Annotated in this window: 21 protein-coding genes, 1 other RNA gene and 1 pseudogene; 15 read left to right on the top strand and 8 right to left on the bottom strand. The window is 72.5% G+C overall.

Translation table 11 applies throughout. The features are described from left to right. Positions 1-67 precede the first annotated feature (67 nt). On the bottom strand, positions 68-541 hold the full coding sequence (locus BXA10_RS05510; RefSeq protein ID WP_076468143.1) for a MarR family winged helix-turn-helix transcriptional regulator: 474 nt from the start codon (positions 539-541) through the stop codon (positions 68-70). 53 nt (positions 542-594) lie between these two features. Here BXA10_RS05510 and BXA10_RS05505 point away from each other — a divergent pair, with 53 nt between their 5' ends. Continuing rightward, positions 595-1,827, top strand: a complete 1,233-nt coding sequence (locus BXA10_RS05505) for an MFS transporter (protein ID WP_076468141.1) — start codon at positions 595-597, stop codon at positions 1,825-1,827. A gap of 91 nt (positions 1,828-1,918) precedes the next feature. On the opposite strand, the gene BXA10_RS05500 is transcribed toward BXA10_RS05505, so the two are convergent. Beyond that, complete coding sequence (locus BXA10_RS05500; protein WP_076468139.1) at positions 1,919-2,680, bottom strand: sulfite exporter TauE/SafE family protein; 762 nt, start codon at positions 2,678-2,680, stop codon at positions 1,919-1,921. 418 nt (positions 2,681-3,098) lie between these two features. Between BXA10_RS05500 and rnpB the strand changes: the two genes are divergently transcribed. Continuing rightward, positions 3,099-3,513, top strand: an RNA gene (rnpB, locus tag BXA10_RS05495) — RNase P RNA component class A. Positions 3,514-3,605: 92 nt separating this feature from the next. Here the strand turns inward: rnpB and BXA10_RS05490 are convergent. Continuing rightward, positions 3,606-4,142, bottom strand: coding sequence for a hypothetical protein (locus BXA10_RS05490; RefSeq protein ID WP_076468137.1), 537 nt, complete (start codon positions 4,140-4,142; stop codon positions 3,606-3,608). Positions 4,143-4,247: 105 nt separating this feature from the next. Between BXA10_RS05490 and BXA10_RS05485 the strand changes: the two are divergent. The 4 genes and pseudogenes from BXA10_RS05485 to BXA10_RS05470 form a co-directional block, all read left to right on the top strand. Continuing rightward, positions 4,248-4,541, top strand: a pseudogene (locus BXA10_RS05485) (VOC family protein); the annotation flags it as partial. A gap of 68 nt (positions 4,542-4,609) precedes the next feature. Further along, entirely contained in the window at positions 4,610-4,819 is a 210-nt protein-coding gene (locus tag BXA10_RS05480) for a hypothetical protein (protein WP_076468135.1), read from the top strand. Between the two features lie 66 nt (positions 4,820-4,885). Further along, positions 4,886-5,371 (top strand): FBP domain-containing protein, encoded by a 486-nt coding sequence (locus tag BXA10_RS05475; RefSeq protein WP_076468133.1) that lies wholly within the window; start codon positions 4,886-4,888, stop codon positions 5,369-5,371. A 125-nt stretch (positions 5,372-5,496) separates the two neighbouring features. Beyond that, the gene (locus BXA10_RS05470; RefSeq protein WP_076468131.1) at positions 5,497-5,877 is read left to right on the top strand and encodes a VOC family protein; all 381 of its coding nucleotides are present in this window, start codon (positions 5,497-5,499) and stop codon (positions 5,875-5,877) included. Between the two features lie 53 nt (positions 5,878-5,930). Here the strand turns inward: BXA10_RS05470 and BXA10_RS05465 are convergent, their stop codons facing one another. Next, positions 5,931-6,431 (bottom strand): NUDIX hydrolase, encoded by a 501-nt coding sequence (locus tag BXA10_RS05465; RefSeq protein ID WP_245828136.1) that lies wholly within the window; start codon positions 6,429-6,431, stop codon positions 5,931-5,933. A 204-nt stretch (positions 6,432-6,635) separates the two neighbouring features. Between BXA10_RS05465 and BXA10_RS05460 the strand changes: the two genes are divergently transcribed. The 4 genes from BXA10_RS05460 to npdG all read left to right on the top strand — a co-directional run bounded on the left by BXA10_RS05460 (position 6,636) and on the right by npdG (position 10,112). Then, positions 6,636-6,839: a hypothetical protein gene (locus BXA10_RS05460; protein WP_076468327.1), complete on the top strand. Its 204-nt coding sequence runs from the start codon at positions 6,636-6,638 to the stop codon at positions 6,837-6,839. An 82-nt stretch (positions 6,840-6,921) separates the two neighbouring features. Continuing rightward, positions 6,922-7,641 carry a hypothetical protein gene (locus BXA10_RS05455; RefSeq protein ID WP_076468129.1) on the top strand — a complete coding sequence of 240 codons (720 nt, stop codon included), beginning with the start codon at positions 6,922-6,924 and terminating at the stop codon, positions 7,639-7,641. Between the two features lie 215 nt (positions 7,642-7,856). After that, on the top strand, positions 7,857-9,287 hold the full coding sequence (locus BXA10_RS05450) for an RNB domain-containing ribonuclease (RefSeq protein WP_076468127.1): 1,431 nt from the start codon (positions 7,857-7,859) through the stop codon (positions 9,285-9,287). 126 nt (positions 9,288-9,413) lie between these two features. Beyond that, entirely contained in the window at positions 9,414-10,112 is a 699-nt protein-coding gene (npdG, locus tag BXA10_RS05445; RefSeq protein WP_076468125.1) for an NADPH-dependent F420 reductase, read from the top strand. Positions 10,113-10,220: 108 nt separating this feature from the next. Here the strand turns inward: npdG and panB are convergent, their stop codons facing one another. Continuing rightward, a complete protein-coding gene (panB, locus tag BXA10_RS05440) occupies positions 10,221-11,066 on the bottom strand; it encodes a 3-methyl-2-oxobutanoate hydroxymethyltransferase (protein WP_076468123.1) in 846 nt (281 codons plus the stop codon). 131 nt (positions 11,067-11,197) lie between these two features. Then, positions 11,198-12,958 carry an NAD+ synthase gene (locus tag BXA10_RS05435; RefSeq protein ID WP_076468121.1) on the bottom strand — a complete coding sequence of 587 codons (1,761 nt, stop codon included), beginning with the start codon at positions 12,956-12,958 and terminating at the stop codon, positions 11,198-11,200. 248 nt (positions 12,959-13,206) lie between these two features. On the opposite strand from BXA10_RS05435, the gene glnA reads away from it, so the two are divergent. From glnA to BXA10_RS05415, 4 genes are all read left to right on the top strand, one after another. Continuing rightward, a complete protein-coding gene (gene glnA, locus BXA10_RS05430) occupies positions 13,207-14,556 on the top strand; it encodes a type I glutamate--ammonia ligase (RefSeq protein WP_076468119.1) in 1,350 nt (449 codons plus the stop codon). A gap of 56 nt (positions 14,557-14,612) precedes the next feature. Continuing rightward, a complete protein-coding gene (locus BXA10_RS05425) occupies positions 14,613-15,305 on the top strand; it encodes a helix-turn-helix transcriptional regulator (protein WP_076468117.1) in 693 nt (230 codons plus the stop codon). 135 nt (positions 15,306-15,440) lie between these two features. Then, positions 15,441-18,794: an NACHT domain-containing protein gene (locus BXA10_RS05420; RefSeq protein WP_076468115.1), complete on the top strand. Its 3,354-nt coding sequence runs from the start codon at positions 15,441-15,443 to the stop codon at positions 18,792-18,794. 43 nt (positions 18,795-18,837) lie between these two features. Next, positions 18,838-19,212, top strand: a complete 375-nt coding sequence (locus BXA10_RS05415) for a VOC family protein (RefSeq protein ID WP_076468113.1) — start codon at positions 18,838-18,840, stop codon at positions 19,210-19,212. Positions 19,213-19,401: 189 nt separating this feature from the next. On the opposite strand, the gene BXA10_RS05410 is transcribed toward BXA10_RS05415, so the two are convergent. Beyond that, positions 19,402-19,899 carry a hypothetical protein gene (locus BXA10_RS05410; protein ID WP_076468111.1) on the bottom strand — a complete coding sequence of 166 codons (498 nt, stop codon included), beginning with the start codon at positions 19,897-19,899 and terminating at the stop codon, positions 19,402-19,404. 211 nt (positions 19,900-20,110) lie between these two features. Here BXA10_RS05410 and BXA10_RS05405 point away from each other — a divergent pair, with 211 nt between their 5' ends. Continuing rightward, positions 20,111-21,007 carry a Vgb family protein gene (locus BXA10_RS05405; protein WP_139337886.1) on the top strand — a complete coding sequence of 299 codons (897 nt, stop codon included), beginning with the start codon at positions 20,111-20,113 and terminating at the stop codon, positions 21,005-21,007. Positions 21,008-21,085: 78 nt separating this feature from the next. Here BXA10_RS05405 and BXA10_RS05400 read toward each other — a convergent pair whose 3' ends face one another. Beyond that, entirely contained in the window at positions 21,086-21,961 is an 876-nt protein-coding gene (locus BXA10_RS05400) for a S66 peptidase family protein (protein WP_076468323.1), read from the bottom strand. Positions 21,962-22,047: the final 86 nt, after the last annotated feature.

Genomic DNA, 22,047 nt, shown 5'->3' with positions numbered 1-22,047 from the left:
GAAGAAGGCCCTCGGCCGACGCCCGGCGTCGGCCGAGGGCCTCTTCGTGCCGGGGCGCGGTTTCGCGTCAGGGGCGGGGACGGTGTTCCAGGGCCTCATTGAGCCGACGCAGCATCTCGGCGAGGGTGTCCCGGTCCTCCGGCGCCCAGCCGGCCAGGATGTCGCCGTACAGCCGGGTGCGGGCCGCCTGCACCGCCGCCATCCGTTGCAGTCCGGCGGGGGTGGGGGAGACCACCATGCCCCGCCCGTCGCGCGGGTCGGGCTCCCGGACGATCAGGCCGTCGCGCTGCATGGCCGAGACCTGCCGGGTCACCGTCGAGCCGTCCAGGTTGAGCCGGGTGGCGAGCGCCGAGATGTTCTGCGGGCCGGCGTCGGCCAGGTGACGCAGGATGACGTACGCGGCGCGGTCGAGCACCCGGTGCTCCGCGCCGGTGCGGCGTCGGGTGGCCTCGCCGAACCGCATCAGCAGCGCCACCTCGGTCTCGATCCGGCCGAGGGTGACCTCGTCGGTGTCGGCTCCCGTGGAGGGGTCCTCGCTCATAGCTGTAGGATACAGGATAAGTACCTGTAAGATACAGCTATCTGGGAGGCGGAGTGGATCGGCGCGCCGAACCGAACCGCAGTGCCATCTACGCCACCACGCTGGTGGCCTTCCTGGCGATCGCCGGCATCGCCGTGGTCGATCCGATCCTGCCGGCCATCGGCGAGGCCATCGGGGTCACCGCCTGGCAAGTTGAACTGCTCTTCACCGCGTACATCGCGGTCATGGCGGTCGGCATGATCCCGGCCACCCTGGCCAGCGGCCGCTTCGGGTTCAAACCGGTGCTGATCACCGGTGTCTCCGTCGTCGGGCTCGCCGCCATCCTCGCGTCCCTCAGCGGGAACATCGTCCAGCTGAGCGTGCTGCGCGGCGTCTGGGGCCTCGGTAACGCGATGTTCTTCGCCACCGCCATGGTGGTGCTGGTCAACCTGGCCGTCGATCGGGAGTGGGTCGTCGGGCTCTTCGAGACCGCACTCGGCCTCGGCTTCGCGGTCGGCCCGCTGATCGGCGGCCTGCTCGGCAAGATCACCTGGCGGCTGCCGTTCTTCGTCTGCGGTGTGTTCATGGTGCTCGCCCTGGCGGTGGCCGCTCGCAAGCTGCGCGAACCGGCCAACCGGCAGGCGCCCGTCCGGATCGGACAGATCTTCGGCACCTACCGGCGGCCCGCGTTCATCGCGCTCTGTCTGGTCACCGCGGCGTACAACTTCGTCTTCTTCGTGGTTCTCGGCTACACGCCGCTCTTCCTGGGGCTCGACGTCGTACCTCTCGGGCTGGCCTTCACCGGCTGGGGCCTCGGCCTGGCCGCCGGCATCCTGGTGATCGGGCACCGGCTCGCCCACCGGATCGGCGCGGTGCAGACCATCGGCGTCGCCATCGTCGGGCTGCTCGTCTGCATGGTGCTCTTCGCCACCTCGACCAGCACCGTCGAGTCGCTGATCGTGCTGGTCCTCTCCGGGCTCTGCATGGGCCTGGCCAACGCCAACCTCACCGACCTGGCCCTCGGCCTCGGCTCGGCGGACCGCCGGGTCGCCACCGGGGCGTTCAACCTGGTCCGCTGGGGTGCTGCGGCACCGGCGCCGATCATCTCCGGCAAGCTCGCCGAGCACTCGCTGGGCCTGCCGTACTGGGTCGGCTTCGCGGTGCTCGCCGTCGGCGTGCTGGTCTACCTCGCCACCGCGCACGTGATGGCCGCTGGTTACGGCGAGCGGGTGCTCTGGTCCCGGTGGAACCGGGCCGCCGCCCGCGCCGAGGGGGCTCCGGAGGAGCCGGTCGGCGAGGCGTACTGACTCACCGTCCCCCAACCCGTGCCGCCCCGCCGCACCCCTGCGGCGGGGCGGTGCCGCGTTCCGGGCCCCGCGGGCCGGTCGCGGGCGCGCGTCAGCCGAGGGCACGCCAGAGCAGGTACAGGCCGATCGCCGTGCCGAAGAGCACGATCACGGTCTTCAGCACCACCGGGGGCAGCCGACGGGCCACCCGCGCGCCCACGTACCCGCCGACCAGCGTCGCCGGTGCGACCACGGCGACGGCGGCCCAGTTGACCGGCCCGAAGAGCGCGAACACCACCAGCGTGGTCAGCCCCACCACCGCGGAGAGCAGGTTCTTGATCGCGCTGACCCGAGCCAGGGTGGCGTCCAGCACCAGGGCCAGCCCGGCCACCAGCATCACCCCGAGCGCCGCGCCGAAGTAGCCTCCGTACACCGCGCCGAGCCCGACGATGGCCTGCACCGTGACCGTACGGCGGCGCGGCGACAGGTCGCGCGGGTGGCCGACCAGCCGGCGCAGCGGGTCCTGGAACGCCAGCACCGCCGTCGCGCCGAGCACCAGGAACGGTACGACCACCTCGAAGGCCCGGGCCGGGGTCGCGAGCAGCACCAGCGATCCGACGATGCTGCCGAGCACGGCGGTGGGCAGCAGCGTGACCAGCGCGCGTGGACGCGGGAGGTCCATCCGGCTCCCGGCGACGCTCGCCACGTACCCGGGGAAGACCGCCACCGAGTTGCTGACGTTGGCCGGCACCGGGGGCAGCCCGATCGCGATCATCGCGGGAAAGGTGATGAGGGAACCGCCACCGGCCACCGCGTTGACCGTGCCCGCGGCGAGGCCGGCGGCGAGCAGCAGCGCGGCGTGGGAGAGGTCCATGGTCCCACGAGGTTAGTCCCCGACTGTCCGGTCCGAGCGGGCGGCGGCGTGCCACCCGGTGCGTACGCCATGGCCATCGTCGGGGGCGATCCGGCTGACCTGGGCCGATGCCCTGGTATGTCGGTCCCTGGGGGCGGCGTGGCGGATCGCGCATGTGGCACGAGGCCGACGGCCGGCACCACCCCCACCCGGAGGTTCGCCGGCCGACCTCTGCGATGTCTGTGATCGAGCTTGATACCACAGAGGCATCAATATGACTCTGAGGTATCAGCGCGAGACACCGATGGCGGCCGCTCTGCGGAATACGCCCAGCCGGTCGGCGGCACGCGATCGGGGTGACCGGGTCGACGGCGGATCTTGGTGCGGTGGGGCGGCAATAGGCGGCGCTCCGCCGTCGTTAGGATGAGAGCGCGACGGACGAGTCGACCGGGCGGTCGCGTCGGCGGGGTTTCGACCCCGCCGCCGAGGAACGTCCGGACTCCACAGGGCAGGGTGGTTGCTAACGGCAACCCGGGGTGACCCGCGGGACAGTGCCACAGAAAACAGACCGCCGGCCCCATCGGGGACGGTAAGGGTGAAACGGTGGGGTAAGAGCCCACCAGCACCCCGGGTGACCGGGGTGGCTCGGTAAACCCCACCCGGAGCAAGGCCAAGAAAGGGCCGTCACCGCAAGATGACGACCCGCGCAGACGCTCGAGGGCTGCCCGCCCGATGTCTGCGGGTAGGCCGCTGGAGCCTGCCGGCGACGGTAGGCCGAGATGGATGGCCGCCGCCGGCGCGTGCCTTCGGGTACGCGCCGCGCACAAAATCCGGCGTACAGGTCGACTCGTCCGTCGCCCACCAGGTCAGTCGCCGTCACGTGGCGTCCGGCCTGCCGTTTCTTCGGGCGCTGTCGGTCGTCGACGGCCCTGTGTCTCTAGTCCGGCTAGCCGATCGAGGAGCCAGCGAAGCGGCCACCGTGGCGTTCCGCCATCGCGCAGAGGGCTTGCGTCCGCGCCTCGAATGATGGGCTAGGCATGAGCTCGGGGAAGGCGACAACGAGCTGCCAGTGGAGCCCTGCCGCAAGATGCTCGTTGCTGGTCATGGCGCGGCCCGCCTGTCCCGGCCGGTACATGGTCAGTCGCCGCGCGCCCAACTCCGTCAACTCTGCACGGCATGCTGCAACTGCGGCGGCGCTCGGCAGGTCGATGTAGTACGTGGTCTGGCGCGCCGTCGCTTCGGGGTACTCGTCACCGTGCCCCATGGCCCAGTGAAGACGCTGTGCCAAGTCATGCAGGAGCAGGCTGAGATCTCCTTCTGAGGCTCCTACTGGCAACGGCCCGTGCTCAGTCAGCCGCCGGATCAGTCGCTGTGTCACGTCAGGTGGAAGTTGGTCGGCCAGCAACTCCCCGTGGAGGAGCACATTCAGTCCGAGGAGCGCCGCAAGGTCCTCGTACGGCAGGGGCCGCATGTCAGGCGTCACGTGGCCAACCTATCCGCGGCCCTCCTGGCGACGGTCAGACGTTGACCCGGTTCCGCCTCCACCTGGTATCCACCAGATTCCGGCGTACAGGGTCGACTCGTCCGTCTGCCGCCTGAGCATCAGGGTTCCGCGTTCGCATGCGTCGATCCCTCAGGGGTGGGGCCGCGGCTGTACTTCCAGCGCGTTCCGGAAGGCAAGGTCGTCAAGAATCGGGTGCATCTTGACGTGCGGGTCGGTACCGGGCTCGTGGGTGAGGAGCGGCTGGCCGTACTCGAGGCCGAATGCGCGCGCCTGGTCGCGCTCGGCGCGGTACGCGTACGACTGCTGCCTGCCGATGACGAGAACGAGTCGTGCATCGTGATGCAGGACGTCGAGGGCAACGAGTTCTGTCTCGACTGAGTGGCCGGGTGGTGTGCCGCGTGCTCGGCGGCCTCACATCCTGGTAGGCGCTGAGTAGCGTCGATGGCATGACCGTCGTGGTGGTGTTCATCGTCGTGTTCGTGGTGTTGCTGGTCGCGGCCTTCGTCTTCGTGGGCTGGCGGGACCGCAAGCGGCTCTCCTCTGCCGAGGATTCGGCTGCCGCGCGGGATGCGGCGGCTGTGCAGGAGCGGCACGCAGCCGAGCGCCATGGTGCCCAGGGCGAGGTGTGGCGGCGCGGTCAGATTCCCAACAGCTGATCAACCTCCCGTCACCCGATTCCTATCACATTTAAAGCGCTTCCTAAGGGTGTTAGGCTCGGTCCTATGGTGCCCCTGACTGAGCCTGCCATCCGCGCCGCCTTCGTCAACCTCACGAAGGGTGAGGCCAGGCGTCTGGCGGTACCGCTCGACCTGGCCGATCGGCCCTGGGCCGACCTCGACTTCTTCGGGTGGCATGACCTCTCCGCCCCGGAGCGGGCCTACCTGATCGCCGAGTCCGGATCAGGGCCCGTCGGCGTGGCGCTGCGGGTGGCGCGGCAGACCGGACGGGCCCGGCGCAGCATGTGCTCGCTGTGCCTGACCACGCACACCGGCGACGGCGTGTCGCTGATGACGGCGCGCAAGGCCGGTCCGGACGGGCGGCAGGGCAACTCCGTCGGGGCGTACATCTGCACCGACCTGGCCTGCTCGCTCTACCTGCGCGGGAAGAAGAACGCCGGACGGCGGATCGAGGAGTCGATCACCCTGACCGAAAAGATCGAGCGGACCTCGGCCAACCTCGCCGGCCTTCTGCGCAAGGTGGTCGCCTGACTCCTCACGACCGACCCCTTTCCTGGCCGACGTCACTGTGCGGATCCGATCAGGAATGGCCGCCTTGTCGAACCCGCGATGCCGCTCGACGCGCGGGCCCGGGTGGGGAGCGCTAGCCTTCGCGGATGCATCGAAGTCGGCTCTACGCCCTGCTGATCGACACCCCCCGGGACGAGGCGGACCAGGCGGCCGCCTTCTGGTCGGCGGCGCTCGGTGTCCGCGCCGAGCCGTACGCGCCGGAGCCGCAGTTCACGAGCCTGCACGGCGGCCTGCCCGGACTGGTCCTCGCCGTCCAGGCGGTGGACGACGCACCCCGGTTCCACCTCGACATCGAGACCGACGACGTCGCGGCGGAGACGGCGCGCCTGGTCGGGCTGGGCGCCACACCGGTGACGCAGTGGCAGGAGTGCCGCGTCCTGCGCGCGCCCGGCGGCCACCTGGTCTGCGTACTGCCGGTGGAGTCCGCGCCCGAGGTCTTCGACGCCGAGGCGCGAACCTGGCCGTGACCCGCTGACCGCACCGGGCGGATCCGCGCCCGGGTACGTCGCCGGCGGCGGGACTACCGGGGCAGGTCCCGGTCGTCCCAGGCCGTGCCGGCGGGCAGGTAGAACGTCTCTGCCGTGCCACCCAGCGCGTGCTCGATGACGAGCCGGGCGTGCGCGTCGAGCGCGGGCAGCCGGTCGGGTGCGAACCACTCGACGGCTTCGGACTCGTCGTCGTTGACCCGGGCGTCTCCGCCGAGCAGCCGGCACTCGAAGCCGAGGTTCAGGTATTCGCAGCGGTCACCGTTGGGATAGGTGTGCGGGTGCGACACGACGCTGGAGAGCCGGATCGGCTCGACGTCCAGACCGGTTTCCTCCCGGACCTCCCGGGCCACCGCCGTGGCCGGTTGCTCACCCGGCTCGACGATGCCGCTCACCACCGACCACCGGCCGTCGTCGGTCCGCTTGCCGAGCAGCAGTTCGCCGACGTTGTTGCGGACCACCGCACTCACGCTGGGCAGCCAGAGCAGGTCGTGGCCGATGTGCTTGCGCATCCGCAGGATGTAGTCCGGTATCACCCGGCGACGATAACCCCGGCGGCCACGTCGGTGGGGGCCGGGATCAGCCGGGTCGATTCCAGGAAGCGCGGCGGCGACGCTCCCTGCCCTGTCTTTTTTGTCGGATTCCGACCCGCGACGCCCGCAGCCTCTCTACTGTGGAGGCCATCGGCGACTTGTGGTGTTCCGGTGGCGGCCGGTGGGTACGCGGTGCACAGTGATCTCATGAGCGAGAGCGGACTTGGTGAGCACTACTACTGGTGCACCCGACACCACCGGGTCGAGACCGACGCCGATGTGTGTCCGGCGAGGCACGTTCTCGGCCCGTACGCCTCGGCCGCCGACGCGGAGAACGCGCTGCAGAGAGTGCAGGAGCGGAACGAAGCGTGGGACGCCGAGGACGCCCGCTGGGCCGGGGAGGACAGGTAGACGGCGCGGGACGGCCCGCGTCGAGGTACTCAGTGTTCCGCGAGGAGACACGCGAGAGCACGTCCCCAAGGAGGGAACCGAGATGGCCGTGACACCGAAGGCCACCCGCCCGGCCGCGAAACGTACCACCGCGAAGAAGACCGCCGCGGCGGAGCGGAACACGACCGCGGCCCGGACCACGCCCGCGCGCCGGACCGCCGGAACGGCCGCCAAGGCGCCGGCCAAGAAGGCGGCCGGCGGCGCGGGCCGTGCCCCGGCGAAGAAGACCACCGCGGCCAAGGCCCCCGCCAAAAAGGCGGCGACCAAGGCCTCGACCACCGCCCGAAAGGCCACCGGCACCGCGAAGAAGGCACCGGCCAAGGCCCCGACGGCCGCGAAGAAGACCACGGGTGCGGCGAAGAAGACCACGGCGGCGGCCAAGCGCACCACCACGGCGGCGGCCAGGAAGACGACGGCGGCGGCCCGCAAGTCCACGAGCGCGGCCAAGAAGACCGCCACCGGCGCCGCGAGGAAGACCACGGGCACCGCGAAGAAGACCACTGGCGCGGCGAAGAAGACCGCCGCGAAGAAGGCTCCGGCCAAGCGGACCACCGCCACCACCCGCCCCGCGGCCGTGCGCAGCACCGCCGCGAAGAAGGCCCCGGCCCGGAAGACGACCGGCACCACCGCGGGCGTAGCGCGGAAGGCGGCGGCGAAGAAGGCTCCGGCGAAGAAGGCGCCGGCCCGCAAGGCCACTCCGACCACCACGCGGGCCACCACCGCCCGCGGCGCCACGGTGGCGGCCCGCAAGTCCGCCCGCTGACCCCGCGCCTCCGGCGATTCCGGAGCACGCGGCACCCGCACCACCGTACGACGGGCCGGCTCCCGTCGACCGGCCTGTCGCACGCTCCCGCCGGCGCGGAAGTCGGTCACACCCGCCTGCCCGACGTCGTCCGTGGCAGCGGCGTACCGCTGCCGCACTTTCGGGTGGGCCGCCCGGGTCGGGCGGATCGCCTGTCGCACTGTCAGGATGGGCGCGTGGTCATCCGACGCGTCCTCGCGCCCCGCATCGACTTCGCCGCGCTGCGCCGCGAGCTGGGACTCCCCGAGGAGTTCCCGGCCGCGGCGCGGCGTGAGGCCGACGCCGCGGCCGCCGACCCACCGCGACCCGCCGTCGACCGCACCGACGTCCCGTTCGTGACCGTGGACCCGGCCGGCTCCCGTGACCTGGACCAGGCGATGCATCTCAGCCGCCGTCCCGGTGGCGGCTACCGGGTGCGGTACGCGATCGCCGACGTGGCCGCGCACGTCCGTCCGGGCGGCGCGTTGGACGAGGAGACCTGGCGCCGAGGCCAGACGGTCTACCTGCCGGACGGCAACGTGCCGCTGCATCCGGAGACCCTGAGCGAGGGCGCGGCGAGCCTGCTCCCCGACGTCGACCGCGCGGCCGTCGTGTGGACCATCGACCTCGACGCCGACTGCGCGACGGTCGCCGTCCAGTTGGAACGCGCGCTCGTCCGCAGCCGGGCCAAGCTGGACTACGCGGGGGTGCAGGCCCAGGCCGACGCGGGCCGGCTGCCCGAACCGATCGCCCTGCTTCCCGAGATCGGCGCACGGCTGACCGCGCGCGGACTGCACCGCGGAGCGATCAACCTGCCCCTGCCCGAGCAGGACGTCGAGGCCGACGGCGACGGCTGGCGGCTGGTGCTGCGCGGCCCGGCGCCGATGGAGGAGCACAACGCCCAGATCTCCCTGCTCACCGGAATGGCCGCGGCCGACATCATGCTCGCCGGTCGGATCGGCCTGCTGCGTACGATGCCGGCGCCGAAGCCGGAGGCCGTGGAGCGCCTGCGTATGGCCGCAGCCCCGCTGGGCGTCCACTGGCCCGAAGGCGCCGGCCCCGGTGAGGTGATCGCCGCGCTCGACCCCGCACAGCCGCGGGCCGCGGCGTTCATCGACCAGGCGGCCGAACTGATGCGCGGTGCGGCGTACACCGCCTTCGACGGGGAGTTGCCGCAGCATCCGGAGCACGGTGGGGTCGCGGCCGCGTACGCCCATGTCACGGCCCCGCTGCGTCGGCTGGCCGACCGGTACGCGACCGAGGTCTGCCTGGCCCTGCACGAAGGCCGACCGGTGCCCGACTGGGTGCGTACGGCGTTGCCCCGGTTGCCGGAGGTGATGGCGACGACCGACCGGACGGCCTCCGCCGCCACTCGTGGCGCCGTCGAACTCACCGAGGCGGTCCTTCTCGCGGACCGGGTGGGGGAGATCTTCGACGCGGCGGTGCTCGACGTCGACGCACCGCCGAGCGCCCGTTCCCGGCCGCGCCCGCCGGGCGGGACCGTGGCCCTGGACACCCCGCCGGTCCGCTCCCGCTGCCTCGGTGAACTGCCGCTGGGCGAACGGATCCGGGTCCGCCTCGTCACCGCCGACCCGGCCGGCCGGACCGTGCTCTTCGAACGCGCCTAGCCGTCACCGACGGCGCGGCCGGGCCGCGCCCGTCACGCGGCGGTGCGCGACCGGACTCCGGCGACCCGTTCGGCGTGGCGGTGCCTGCCTTCCCGGGCGCGGCTGCGGGTTTGCGAGGATGAGGTCATGGCATACGACGCGAGCACGCTGCCCGACGTGTCCGGACTGACCGTCGGCATCATCGGCGGCACCGGTGACCAGGGACGAGGCCTCGCCTACCGGTTCGCCCGGGCCGGCCAGGCCGTGCTGATCGGTTCGCGCTCCGCCGAGCGGGCGGCCGCGTCGGCGGAGGAGATCGCGGCGCTGCCGGGTGTGGCGGCCGGGACGAGCGTGGCCGGCGCGGACAACGAGGAGGTGGCCCGGCGCAGCGACGTGGTCATCATCGCGGTGCCGTGGGACGGCCACGCGGCCACCGTGGCGGGGCTCGCCGAGCCGCTCGCCGGCAAGATCGTCGTCGACTGCGTGAACCCGCTCGGGTTCGACAAGCAGGGTCCGTACCCTCTGCAGGTCCAGGAGGGCAGCGCGGTGCAGCAGGCGGCCGGGCTGCTGCCGGACTCCCGGGTCTGCGCGGCGTTCAACCACGTCAGCGCGCCGCTGCTGGCCGACCCGGAGATCGACCGGATCGAACTGGACGTCCTGATCTGCACCGAGGACCGGGAACTCGTGGGTGTCGTCGCCGCGCTCGCCGCCCGGATCCCCGGCATGCGCGGTATCTACGCCGGCCGGTTGCGTAACGCACACCAGATCGAAGCGTTCACCGCCAACCTGATCGCCATCAACAAGCGCTACAAGGCCCACGCCGGCATCCGCGTCACCGACCTCTGACGTCGTGGCCCCGCCTGCCGTCGCTTCAACGACGCGCCCGAACTCACCGGCTGCTCGGACGACCGGACGCCGGCCACCCGCTGGTGGCCGGCGTCCGAAGCCCACTCCCTAGAAGGTGTGTTCGGCGGCCGGGAACTCGCCGCCGCGTACCTCGTCGGCGAACCGGCGGGTGGCGTCGGCGAGGGTGCCGGCCAGGTCGGCGTACCGCTTGACGAAGCGGGGCGCCTTGCCGCTGCGCAGGCCGGCCATGTCCTGCCAGACCAGTACCTGGGCGTCGGTGTCCGGGCCAGCGCCGATGCCGACGGTCGGGATGTCCAGCTCGTTGGTGATCCGCTTCGCGACCTCGCCGGGCACCATCTCCAGGACGACCGCGAACGCGCCCGCCTCGGCCACCGCCCGGGCGTCGGCGAGGACCTCCTCGGCGGCGTCGCCCCGCCCCTGCACGCGGTAGCCGCCGATGGCGTGCTCGCTCTGCGGGGTGAAGCCGATGTGCGCCATCACCGGAATGCCGGCGCCGGTGATCGCGGCGATCTGCTCGGCGCAACGCCGGCCGCCCTCCAGCTTGACGGCGTGGCAGCCGCCCTCCTTCATGAACCGCACGGCGGTACGCAACGCCTGCTGCGGGCCCTCCTCGTACGAGCCGAAGGGCAGGTCGCCGACGATCAGCGCCTGCCGGGTGGCCCGGACCACGGCACGTACCAGCGGCAGCAGGTCCTCGGCGGTGACCGGGATGGTCGTCTCGTAGCCGAAGACGTTGTTCGCCGCCGAGTCGCCGACCAGCAGCACCGGGATGCCGGCCTGGTCGAAGATCGAGGCGGTGTACTGGTCGTACGACGTGAGCATCGGCCACCGCTCGCCACGTTTCTTGGCGGCGATCAGATCGCGGGTGCGTACCCGTCGGGTCGCCGGTCCGCCATAGAGGGCGGTCACCTCGGTCGAGGTGGACTCCACCATGACTCTCTCCTTCCTCGAGGCCGCGTGCGCGGTCCCCGGGTCCCGCCCCGATCGTCGCACCGGACGAACCGGCGGCGGCAGAGCGCAGTGGAGGATTTCACTCCGCGACCCGACCGAGTGGGGGAGTGCGGTCAGCCGTGCTCGCGCCAGCGGTTGGTGACCGGAAGCCGCCGGTCCCGGCCGAACGCCTTCATCGAGATCTTCGTACCGGGCGCCGACTGCCGTCGCTTGTACTCGGCGGTATCCACCATCCGCAGCACCTTGTCGACCACCGCCGGGTCGTGCCCCGCCTCGACCAGCCCGTCGCGGCCGAGGTCGCCGTCGACGTAGCCGATCAGGATCGGGTCGAGCACGTCGTAGTCGGGCAGCGTGTCGCTGTCGAGCTGGCCCGGGCTCAGTTCGGCGCTCGGCGGCTTGCCGATCGAGCTCTCCGGGATCGGCGGGGTCTCGCCGCGTCGGACGGCGTCGGCGTTGCGCCACTTGGCCAGCCGCCAGATGAGCGTCTTCCAGACGTCCTTCACCGGGTTGAAGCCGCCGACCGAATCGCCGTAGAGCGTCGAGTAGCCGACCGCCAGCTCGCTCTTGTTGCCGGTGGTCAGGACCAGGTGGCCTTCCTGGTTCGACAGTGCCATCAGGATCACGCCGCGTACGCGGGCCTGGAGGTTCTCCACCGTCACGCCGGAGAGCGACATGTTGGCCAGGAACGTGTCCACCATCGGCTGGATCGGCTCGATCCGGTAGTCCAGCCCGGTGCGCTTGGCGAGCTCCGCCGCGTCCTCGCGGGAATGCTCGGAGGAGTGCTGGCTGGGCAGGGAGACTCCGACGACCCGCTCCGGGCCCAGCGCGTCGACGGCCAGCGCGCCCACCACGGACGAGTCGATGCCGCCGGAGAGGCCGAGCACCACCGACGGGAAGCGGTTCTTGTTGACGTAGTCACGCAGCCCGAGCACCAGCGCGTGCCAGACCTCGGCCTCGTCGGCGACCGGCTCGATCGTCCCGTCGACCGCGCGCGGGCCCGCCGGGGCCGGCAGGCTCCCGCTCACGGTGGCGCGGATCACCCGCAGCCCGTCGGCGACCCGGTCGCCCGCACCGACCGACTCCCCGGCGGTGGGCAGCTCCAGGTCGTGCACCAGCAGGTGCTCCGCGAACTGCGGGGCGCGGGCGAGCAGCTCGCCGTCGGCCGAGACGATCATCGAGTCGCCCTCGAAGACCAACTCGTCCTGGCCGCCGATCATGTTGACGTACGCGATGGTGGCGCCGGCCTCCGCGGCCCGGCGCCGGACCAGCGGCAGCCGGATGTCGTCCTTGTTGAGTTCGTACGGCGAACCGTTGATGTTGACCACCAGGCCGACCCCGGCCTCGCGGGCCGCGGCGAACGGGCCACCCGCCTGCCACAGGTCCTCGCAGATGGTCAGCGCCACGTCCACCCCGCCGATCCGCACCACGGTCAGCATGTCGCCGGGCACGAAGTAGCGGTCCTCGTCGAAGACGCCGTAGTTGGGCAGGTGGTGCTTGAAGTAGGTGGCGACCACCGCGCCGCGGTGCAGCAGCGCGGCGGCGTTGCGTGCTCCCCGGCCCGGCTCGGCGTCGCCGGAGACCTGCGGTGGCCCATCGGCGTCCAGGTAGCCGACGATCACCGGCAGCTCGCCCAGCCCGTCCGCGGCCAGATCCTCGGCGAGCCGGCTCAGCGCGGCCCTGGAGGCCGCCACGAACGACCGCCGGAAGACCAGGTCCTCCACCGGGTACCCGGTCAGCATCATCTCGGGGAACGCGACGAGCTGCGCACCCGCGTCGGCGGCCCGCCGGGTCCAGGCGCGGACCAGGTGCGCGTTGCCGACGAGATCACCGACGGTCGGGTTGACCTGTGACAAAGCGATACGCAGGGTGGGCATGACCCCATCTTGCCCCAGAGTGCGGGGGCCGACACCGTGGGCGTCGGAGGTTGGCCGGCCCGCGCTCGGGGCGCCCCGAGGGGTCCGTGCGGGTGGCTCCGCGATCCGCCGGTTCCCCTGCTGGGACACCTCGGGCCGGGTGCCGGCCGGTCGCGTAACGTCGGCGTAACCAGGCCCGTGGAGACTGGTCGGTCAGGCCGTGCCGGCCCGGCCGGCCGCGGCGGAGAAGAGTGTCACGAGGGGTGGAAGTGGACCGTCAGCAGGAGTTCGTCCTCCGTACGCTGGAAGAGCGGGACATCCGGTTCGTCCGGCTGTGGTTCACCGACGTGCTGGGGACGCTCAAGAGCGTCTCGGTCGCCCCCGCCGAGCTGGAGGCCGCGTTCGAGGAGGGCATCGGCTTCGACGGCTCGGCCATCGAGGGCTTCGCCCGGGTCTTCGAATCCGACATGGTGGCCATGCCCGATCCGACCACCTTCCAGGTCTTCCCGTTCGAGGGCGGCGTCAGCGGCGAGAGCGCCCGGATGTTCTGCGACATCCTGCTCCCCGACGGCAGCCCGTCCTGGGCCGACCCGCGGCACGTGCTGCGCCGGGCGCTCTCCAAGGCCGCCGACAAGGGCTTCACCTTCTACACCCACCCCGAGATCGAGTTCTTCCTGCTGGAGGACGGCCCGCAGGACGGCTCGCTGCCGATCCCGGTCGACACCGGCGGCTACTTCGAGCACACCACCCACGCGGTGGCGCGGGACTTCCGGCGTCAGGCGGTGCTGGCCCTGGAGCGGATCGGCATCTCGGTGGAGTTCAGCCACCACGAGGTGGCGCCCGGGCAGCAGGAGATCGACCTGCGCTACGCCGACGCGCTCACCACCGCCGACAACATCATGACGTTCCGGCACGTGGTCAAGGAGGTCGCGCTCTCGACCGGCGTGCAGGCCACCTTCATGCCGAAGCCCTTCACCGACCAGCCGGGCAGCGGCATGCACACCCACCTGTCGCTGTTCGAGGGGGAACGCAACGCGTTCCACGACGGCAGCGACCCGATGAAGCTCTCCAAGGTGGCGAAGTCCTTCATCGCCGGCCTGCTGGTGCACGCCCGCGAGTACACCGCGGTCACCAACCAGTGGGTCAACTCGTACAAGAGGCTCTTCCCGCTGGCGTTGCCGGACCGGATCACCGAGAGCCCGGCGTACGTCTGCTGGGGTCACCTGAACCGTTCGGCGCTGGTGCGGGTGCCCGCCTACGGCAAGCCGAACTCGGCCCGGGTCGAGGTGCGTTCGCCGGACTCGGCGGCCAACCCCTACCTGGCCTTCGCGGTGCTGCTCGGCGCCGGCCTGAAGGGGATCGAGGAGGGCTACGAGCTGCCGCCCGGAGCCGAGGACGACGTCTGGTCGCTGACCAGCGCGGAGCGCCGTGCCATGGGGTACGAGGCGCTGCCGGAGAACCTCGCCGAGGCGATCGACGTGATGGCCGGCTCGGAACTGGTCGCCGAGGTGCTCGGTGAGCACGTCTTCGACTTCTTCCTCCGTAACAAGCGGGCCGAGTGGGAGCAGTACCGCCGCGAGGTCACCCCGTACGAGCGGCAGCGCTACCTGTCCCTCTGACCGGTCGCCGCCGCCGGGACGCACGGGTTGTCGTACCCCCGGCCTAGCCTGACGCGGTGAACCGCACCGACCGCCTCTACGCCCTGGTCGAGGAGCTGCGGGCGGTGTCACCACGGCCGCGCAGCGCCCGCTGGCTGGCCGCGCGCTTCGAGGTGAGCAGCCGCACCATCGAACGCGACATCGGCGCGCTCCAACAGTCCGGGGTGCCGATCTGGGCCGAACCGGGCCGCACCGGCGGCTACGTGCTCGACCGCGCCCGCACCCTGCCACCGGTCAACCTGACCGCCGGTGAGGCCGTGGCGATGGCGATGGCGCTGCACCGGCTGGGCGGCACGCCGTTCGCCGCGGCCGCCGCCACCGCGCTGCGCAAGCTCGTCGCCGTGATGCCGGCAGCGGACGTCGCCGAGGCGCACCGGCTCGCCGGCCGGGTGCACCTCATCGGTGACGGGCCGGTGACGCCTGTCCCGGCCGCGGTCGCCGACGCGGTCCTCGCGCGGCGGGTGCTTCGCATCCGGTACGCCGACCGCACCGGCGCCGACTCGCTGCGTGAGGTGGAGCCGTTGGGCTACCTGGGCAACCCGCTGCACTGGTACCTGCTCGCCTGGTGCCGGCTACGCGCCGGAATCCGCGCCTTCCGCACCGACCGGATCGTGTCCGTGCAGCCGCTGTCCGAGGTGGTGACCCGGGAACTGAGCCTCGACGACCTCGACATCCCCCACGAGCGGGTGCGCCCGCTCAGTCTGGTCTGAGCGCCGGCGGCCACACCGCGACGCCTCGACCGATGCGGAGGTGGAGAACGGCGGCTGGTGACGCTTCGGCGAGCCGGGACAGCGCGGCGGGCCCCCAGCACGGCATTCTGGGAGCTCCGACGGGAGGAGCGTGCAGTGCCCGACGCACTCGGTTACGCCGACGCCGTACGCCTACTGGGTGGGGAGAAGAGCCGCCTCGTCGACTGGTTCGACAAGCTGACGGCCGGCACGCTGCTCGTCGCCGCGGTGCCGGTGCCGGCACTGCTCGGCATCTTCGACGCGCGGACGGAGTTCGTCCGGCTCGGTCACGAACTGGTGCGCGGCGTCGCGGAGAAACGTTCCGGACTGTCGCGGTACGGACGGACGCGACGGCTGGAGGCGGCGCACGCCGTCATCGCGGTCACCGCCTTCTTCGAGCAGCTGGGTGAACTGGACCTGCCGTTCAGCGTCGGCGACCTGAGGATCGGCCGGTCCGAGCAGCTGATCCTGGCCGGGGCCCGCCCGGCCGACGATCTCACCGCCGCTCTCTTCGCCACCCCCGCGCCGGTCCCGGGTCCGCACCTGCCCTACCCCGCCCTGCGATCGGCCCTCGTCGGCTACTACCAGGAACTGGTGGTGGCCTTCCTTACGTTCCTGCGCGGCCTGGCGATCGCCGACACGCTGTTCGACCGGCGCTGGCGGGCGACCGAGCAGGCGTTGGGCCGTCTCCCGGAGTCCGCCGCCGACCGGCACCGGGACCTGTTGACCCAGCTCGCGGCCGACTTCCCCGAGGTGTCGTTCTGGCTCGGCCTGCACGAGCACGAGGCGACCCGGCAGGAGCTGCACCGCCTCTCGCTCGGGCTGGCCGAGATGCAGCGCGTGCTGGTCGGCATCTCGACCGGGCGGGCGCCGGACGACCGGCGGGCCGCCCTCGGTGTCGCGTACGCCGCCGAGCTGCGTCGACCGATCATCGCCTCCGGCGACGTGCCGGCCGGGCTGACCGTGCCGTCCCTCGGCGAGGCGTACGTGCCGCCGCTCTGCCGGATCGCGGAACTCGGCCCGAACGCCCGGCCCAGTGACGAGAGCTGGTGGGAGGGCCGGCCGGTGCGCGACGACCTGTGGCAGGGCCTCGTCGTGCACCTCACCTCGCCCGGCGCGACCCGGGCCCCACTGCTGGTGCTCGGGCAGCCGGGCTCCGGCAAGTCGGTACTGACCCGCGTGGTCGCCGCGCAACTGCCGGCGGCCGACTTCCTCGTGGTCCGGGTGACGCTCCGCGACGTCCATGCCGCCGGTGACCTGCAGGACCAGATCGAGCAGGCGATCCGTAACGACACCGGGGAACGGCTCGACTGGCCCACCCTGTCCCGGTCCGCGAAGGACGCGCTTCCGGTCGTCCTGCTCGACGGGTTCGACGAGCTGCTGCAGGCGACCGGGGTCAGCCAGACCGACTACCTGCGGCGGGTGGCCGCGTTCCAGCGTCGCGAGGCAGACCAGGGTCGACCGGTGGCGGTGCTGGTGACCAGCCGGACCAGCGTGGCGGACCGGGCCCCGTCGCCGCCCGGCACCATCGCGGTCCGGCTGGAGCCCTTCGACGAGCCGCGGGTCGGGACCTGGGTGGAGACCTGGAACCGGGTCAATCGCGCCGCCTTCCGGGCGCTCGGCGCGCGCCCGCTGGACCGGGAGATCGTGCTGTCGCACCGCGAGCTGGCGACGCAGCCTCTGCTGCTGCTGATGCTGGCGCTCTACGACGCGGAGGGCGGCGACCTGCGTCAGGCCGGGGAGCTGCGCCGGTGGGAACTCTACGAGCGGCTGCTGAGCCGCTTCGCCCGTCGCGAGGTGGTCAAGGAGCGCGACGGCCTGCCCGATCGGGAGCTGGGCCGGGCGGTCGAGGAGGAGTTGCGTCGGCTCGCCGTCGTCGCGTTCGCGATGTTCAACCGGGGCGCCCAGTGGGTCACCGCGACCGAATTGGACGGTGACCTGGCGGCGTTGCCGCTGAGCGGCGCGCCGGCACGCGAACGTCCGGGGCTCCGGGTGCCGCTGGCGGCGGCGGAGGTGGTGCTCGGCCGATTCTTCTTCATACACCGGTCCCGCGCCGCCCTCGACGAGCGGCGGCGCGAGACGTACGAGTTCCTGCACGCCACGTTCGGCGAGTACCTGGTGGCCCGGCTCACCGCAGAGGTGGTGGACGACCTGGTCGCCCGGGACGCTGCGGCCAGCCTGTCCTGGCGCGGAGGGTCGGGGGTCGACGACGACCTGCTGCACGCGTTGCTCTCGTACGCGGTGCTGAGCACCCGGGCCACCGTGCTCGCCTTCCTCGGCGAAGGGCTGGCCGGGCGGAGCACCGCGCACCGGGACGCCTGGGCGGATCTGCTGCTGCGCCTGTTCCGGGAGGCCCCGTACAACGCGGGGGCGCGGCGGTTCGACGACTACCGTCCCCGGCGGCTGCGGGTGCCCGCCCGCTACGCCGCCTACAGCGCCAATCTGCTGCTGCTCGCCCTCGCTGCCGGTGGTTCGGTGACCGGGCGACAGTTGTTTCCCGATGCCATCGATCCGGTGGCCGAGTGGCGGGCCCAGGTGGGGCTCTGGCGGTCCCAGCTCGACCCGGAGGAGTGGCAGGGCCTCAGCGACCTGCTTGCGCTGGATCGACTCGGGGAGGGCGGCGCGCGGGACATCCGAATTTGGACGCACCATCGGCTCGCGGCTCCACCCGCTGCGGACGTGGCCTGGCTGTTGGGGTTGCCCGCCGGGCGCGCGGGGAGTGGCTGGGGTCTGTCGCGCGACTTCCTGGCCCGGCTGCGGCGGAATGCCCACCTGACCTGCGATGCGGACTCCGGCGTGGTGGTGCACGCCGTCGAGCCGTTCCTCGACAAGCTGACCACCGCGCTCGCCGTCTTCCAGAACGGGTCGGGCGGTTCCGCCTCGGCCGCCCGGGCGCTGGTGGACGCCTGGCTCCTGCCCCTGCGACCGGCGACGGAGCGGGAACGGCGCGAGGTCTACCTGCGCTGCGTACGGGTGGTGGCAGGTGTGTCCGAGGTGGTGCCGGAGTGGGACCGGGCGGCCTTCCTGGGGTTGCTGTTCGACCGGCTGGCCGCGGACCGTGCGGCGTCTCCCGAACTGCTGGCCGAGGTGCTGTCCGCCTGCCCGGTCGAACCGCTCGGGGAACCGGCGGCGAGGTTCGCGCTCCTGCGCTGCGCACAGCGGGCGCTGGGCGCGAACGAGGTGACGGATCTGCGGCTCGCCCGGATCGTCAACCCGCTGATGCGCGACCGCGTCGGCCAGCTCCAAATCGCTCTGGACGGCGTGACCGCCGAGGTGCTGGTACGCCTGCACGAGCGAGGGCTCGGCGAGGTGTTCCTCACCCCCGGGCTGCTCGCCGCCTTCGAGGCCCGGTACGGCAGGCAGCACCTTGATCTGGTGCGGCGGTTGGGCCCGCTGGTGCGGGAGGTGGTGGACCTGGCCGGAAAACGCCGACAGCACGGTGTCGCGAGCGAGGTCGAGGCTGACTCCTGACAGCGCCGGCCGGGTGGCCGGCGCGTGGAACGGGAGGCCACAGATGACCATCAGCAACGCCGTCACCTGGTTCGAGATCGGCACCGAGCGGCCCGATGAGGCGCAGCGGTTCTACGGCGACCTCTTCGGCTGGCGCTTCACCGAGGAGGGGACCGGGGAGACGTCGTACCGGACGACCGAGGGCGCCGGGGCCGGGATCGGCGGCGCGATCCGCGGCACCGCCGGGACCGGGCCGAACTACGCGATCTTCTACGTGCAGGTGACCGACGTGGCGGAGACCTGCCGGCGCGCCGAGGCGGCCGGCGGCAAGGTGGTGGTGCCGGTGAAGACGAACCCGAACGGCCTCACCCTCGCCCACCTGCTCGACCCGGCCGGCAATCACGTCGGCGTCTTCGCGCCGCCGCCGGCCGGCGCCTGACCGGTCAGGCGTCCGCCGCTGTACCCGGGCCGGCGGCGTGGCGGTGTTCGCGTTCGACACCGCCACGTCGCCGGAGTTCCGATCGCTGAGCGGCCCGGCCCGAGCGCCAGGCCCACGCCGGTCCGGGGTCAGGCGACTGCGGCGTTCCGGCCGTACGCCGGTCCGGGTCGGCAACGGGCGTGCGGGGCGTCAGCTGCCGGTCGTGCCCTCGGGCGTGCCGTTGGCGCCGCCGCGGTGACCGCCCCAACCGCCGTGGCGGCCGGGACCACCCGGGCCGCCGGGGAAGACGCCGGCCTCGACGGCCTTGGTGATCGCGTCGGCCTGCTCCTGGGTGAGCTTGCCGTCCTTCACCGCCTGGTCCAGGCGCTTCTTCAGCCGTGCCTGCCGGTCCTCGGCGGACGGGCGCTGCGGCCGGTCGGCCTTGTGCTCGTCACGCAGCTTCTTCAGGGCGGCGGTCACCTTGTCCGTGGGCACGCCCAGCTCCTTGGCGAGCTTCTCGGCGAATTTCCCCTGGTGGCCGGCCGCCTTCTGCTGGGCGCCGCCGTTCGTGGTGGTGCTGCCGGCGCTCGGCGTCGGGGTGCCACCGTCGGCGGCGAACGCCATGGTCGGCGCGGCGATGCCGACGCCGAGCACGCCCGCCGTGGCCAGGCCGGCCAGCAGGTGCTTCCTCCTGATGCTGCGGGACATCGGTCCTCCATCTCGTCGTCGTGTTGCCAAGACCCGTCGACAGTGACCAGGCCGGCTTGGCGGGACCCGTGGCGAGGCTGTCAGCCGGCTGAGAGTCTCGGCGAGGAACGGGACAAACGGGTTGCGCCGGTGCCGGATCGTCGGCAGGGTCGGCCGGCGGGCCGGTGCGGCACCGTCAGGCCCGGCCGGAGCGATGGCGAGGAGCGGCAGCGTGATCGACACCCTGATCAAGGAGTTCCCGGTGAGCGAGGCGGGCGCCGGCCCGTACGGCGTCACCACCGGCCCCGACGGCGCGTCCTGGTTGACGCTGGTCCATGCCGGTGGTGTCGCCCGGATGAGCGTCGACGGCGAGGTTCGGACCTGGTCGCTGGGCGCGCCGGAGAGCCGGCCCCTGATCATCACACCCGGTCCGGACGACGCGCTCTGGTTCACCCGTTCCGGCGACGACCGGATCGGCCGGATCAGCACGGCGGGCGAGCTCAGCTCGGTCGCCCTGCCGCCCGGCACCGGACCGTGCGGCATCACCACCGGCCCGGACGGCGCGCTGTGGTACGCCGGGATGAACTCCGACACCGTCGGCCGGGTGGCCACCGACGGGGCGGCGACCACCTTCGCGCTGCCGGTGGCCGGCGCGTTCGCGTCGATGATGGCTCCGGGGCCGGACGAGACGGTCTGGTGCACGCTCAACCAGGCGAACGCGCTCGCCCGCGTCGACATGGCCGGCGGCGTCACCGTGCATCCGCTGCCGACAGCGAACGCGGGCCCCGTCGGTATCAGCGCGAGCGCCGACGGCGGGCTCTGGTTCGTGGAGATCCTCGCGGGTCAGCTCGGCCGGATCGACCCCGACGGCCGGATCCGGGAGTACGCGCTGCCGGACCGGTCCGCTCGGCCGCACGCGATCGTCGGCGACGCCGTGGGCGGAGCCTGGTTCACCGAATGGGGCGGTAACCGGATCGGCCACGTCGACGTCGCCGGCCGGATCGAGACGTACGACCTCCCCACCCCGAACTCGGAGCCGCACGGCCTCACGGTCGCTCCCGACGGCACCGTCTGGGCCGCCCTCGAGATCGGCCGCCTGGCCCGCCTCACCCCACCACCCCAGGTGTGATCATGAGGTTGACGGGGCGAATTGACCGGTTCGGCCCCGTCAACCTCAGGATCGACGGGGCGAGGGCGACCGGGTGGGTCAGCGGACGGCGGGGGCGACGGTGAGGGTCGCCGTGGCGGTGTCGAGGGTGGCCTCGGTGCCGACCGGGACGGTGAGCTGGCCGACGCCGTGTCCGATCGGCAGGCCACCGAGCACCGGCACGCCGAGGTCACCGAGGCGCTCGGCGAGTACGTCCGCGACGGTCACCGGCCAGCCGTCGGCGCAGTTGGTGAACTGCCCGACCGCCACCGCGGCCAGACCGTCGAGCGCCCCGGCCCGGCGCAGCTGGGTGAGCATCCGGTCCACCTTGTACGGCGGCTCCTGCACATCCTCGACGAGCAGCACCGCCCCGGTCAGGTCGGGCATGTCCGGGGTGCCGAGCGACGCGGCGATCAGGCACAGGTTGCCGCCGAGCAGCGGGCCGGTGGCGCGGCCGGGCACCCGTACGGCGTAGGTCTCCTCCTCGGGCACCGCGGTCACCGTCACCGGTTCGGTGGTCATCAGCGCGGCGTGCAGCGACTCGGCGGAGCGCAGCGGCGTCCGCTCGTCCGTCCACGCCGCCCCCGGCCCGTGGACGCCGGCCAGCCGGGCACCCCGCCACAGGGCGAGCTGCAACGCGGTGACGTCGGAGAAGCCCGCCACCACCTTCGGGTCCCGCCGTACGGCGTCCATGTCGATCGCGTCGACCACCCGCTGCGCGCCGTAGCCGCCGCGGGTGCAGATCACCCCTCGTACCTGCGGGTCGGCGAACGCCGCGTTCAGGTCCGCCGCCCGCAGTTCGTCCGCGCCGGCCAGGTAGCCCTGCCGGTCGTACGCGTGCGGCGCCAGCACCGGGCGCAGGCCCCAGCCGGTGAGCAGTTCGATACCGCGGGCCACCCGCTCGGGGCGGGTCGGCCCGGACGGGGACACCAGCATCACCGTGTCGCCGGGGCGGAGCACGGGTGGACGTAGGACGGTGAGGGCAGCGCTGGTCACAGCGGCTGAGCCTATCCTCGTGCCTC

The organism is Micromonospora avicenniae (genome assembly GCF_900156065.1).
Classification (GTDB): domain Bacteria; phylum Actinomycetota; class Actinomycetes; order Mycobacteriales; family Micromonosporaceae; genus Micromonospora; species Micromonospora avicenniae.
The sequence above is the reverse complement of the archived record's forward strand: the minus strand, read 5'-3'. Positions and strand labels throughout refer to the sequence as shown.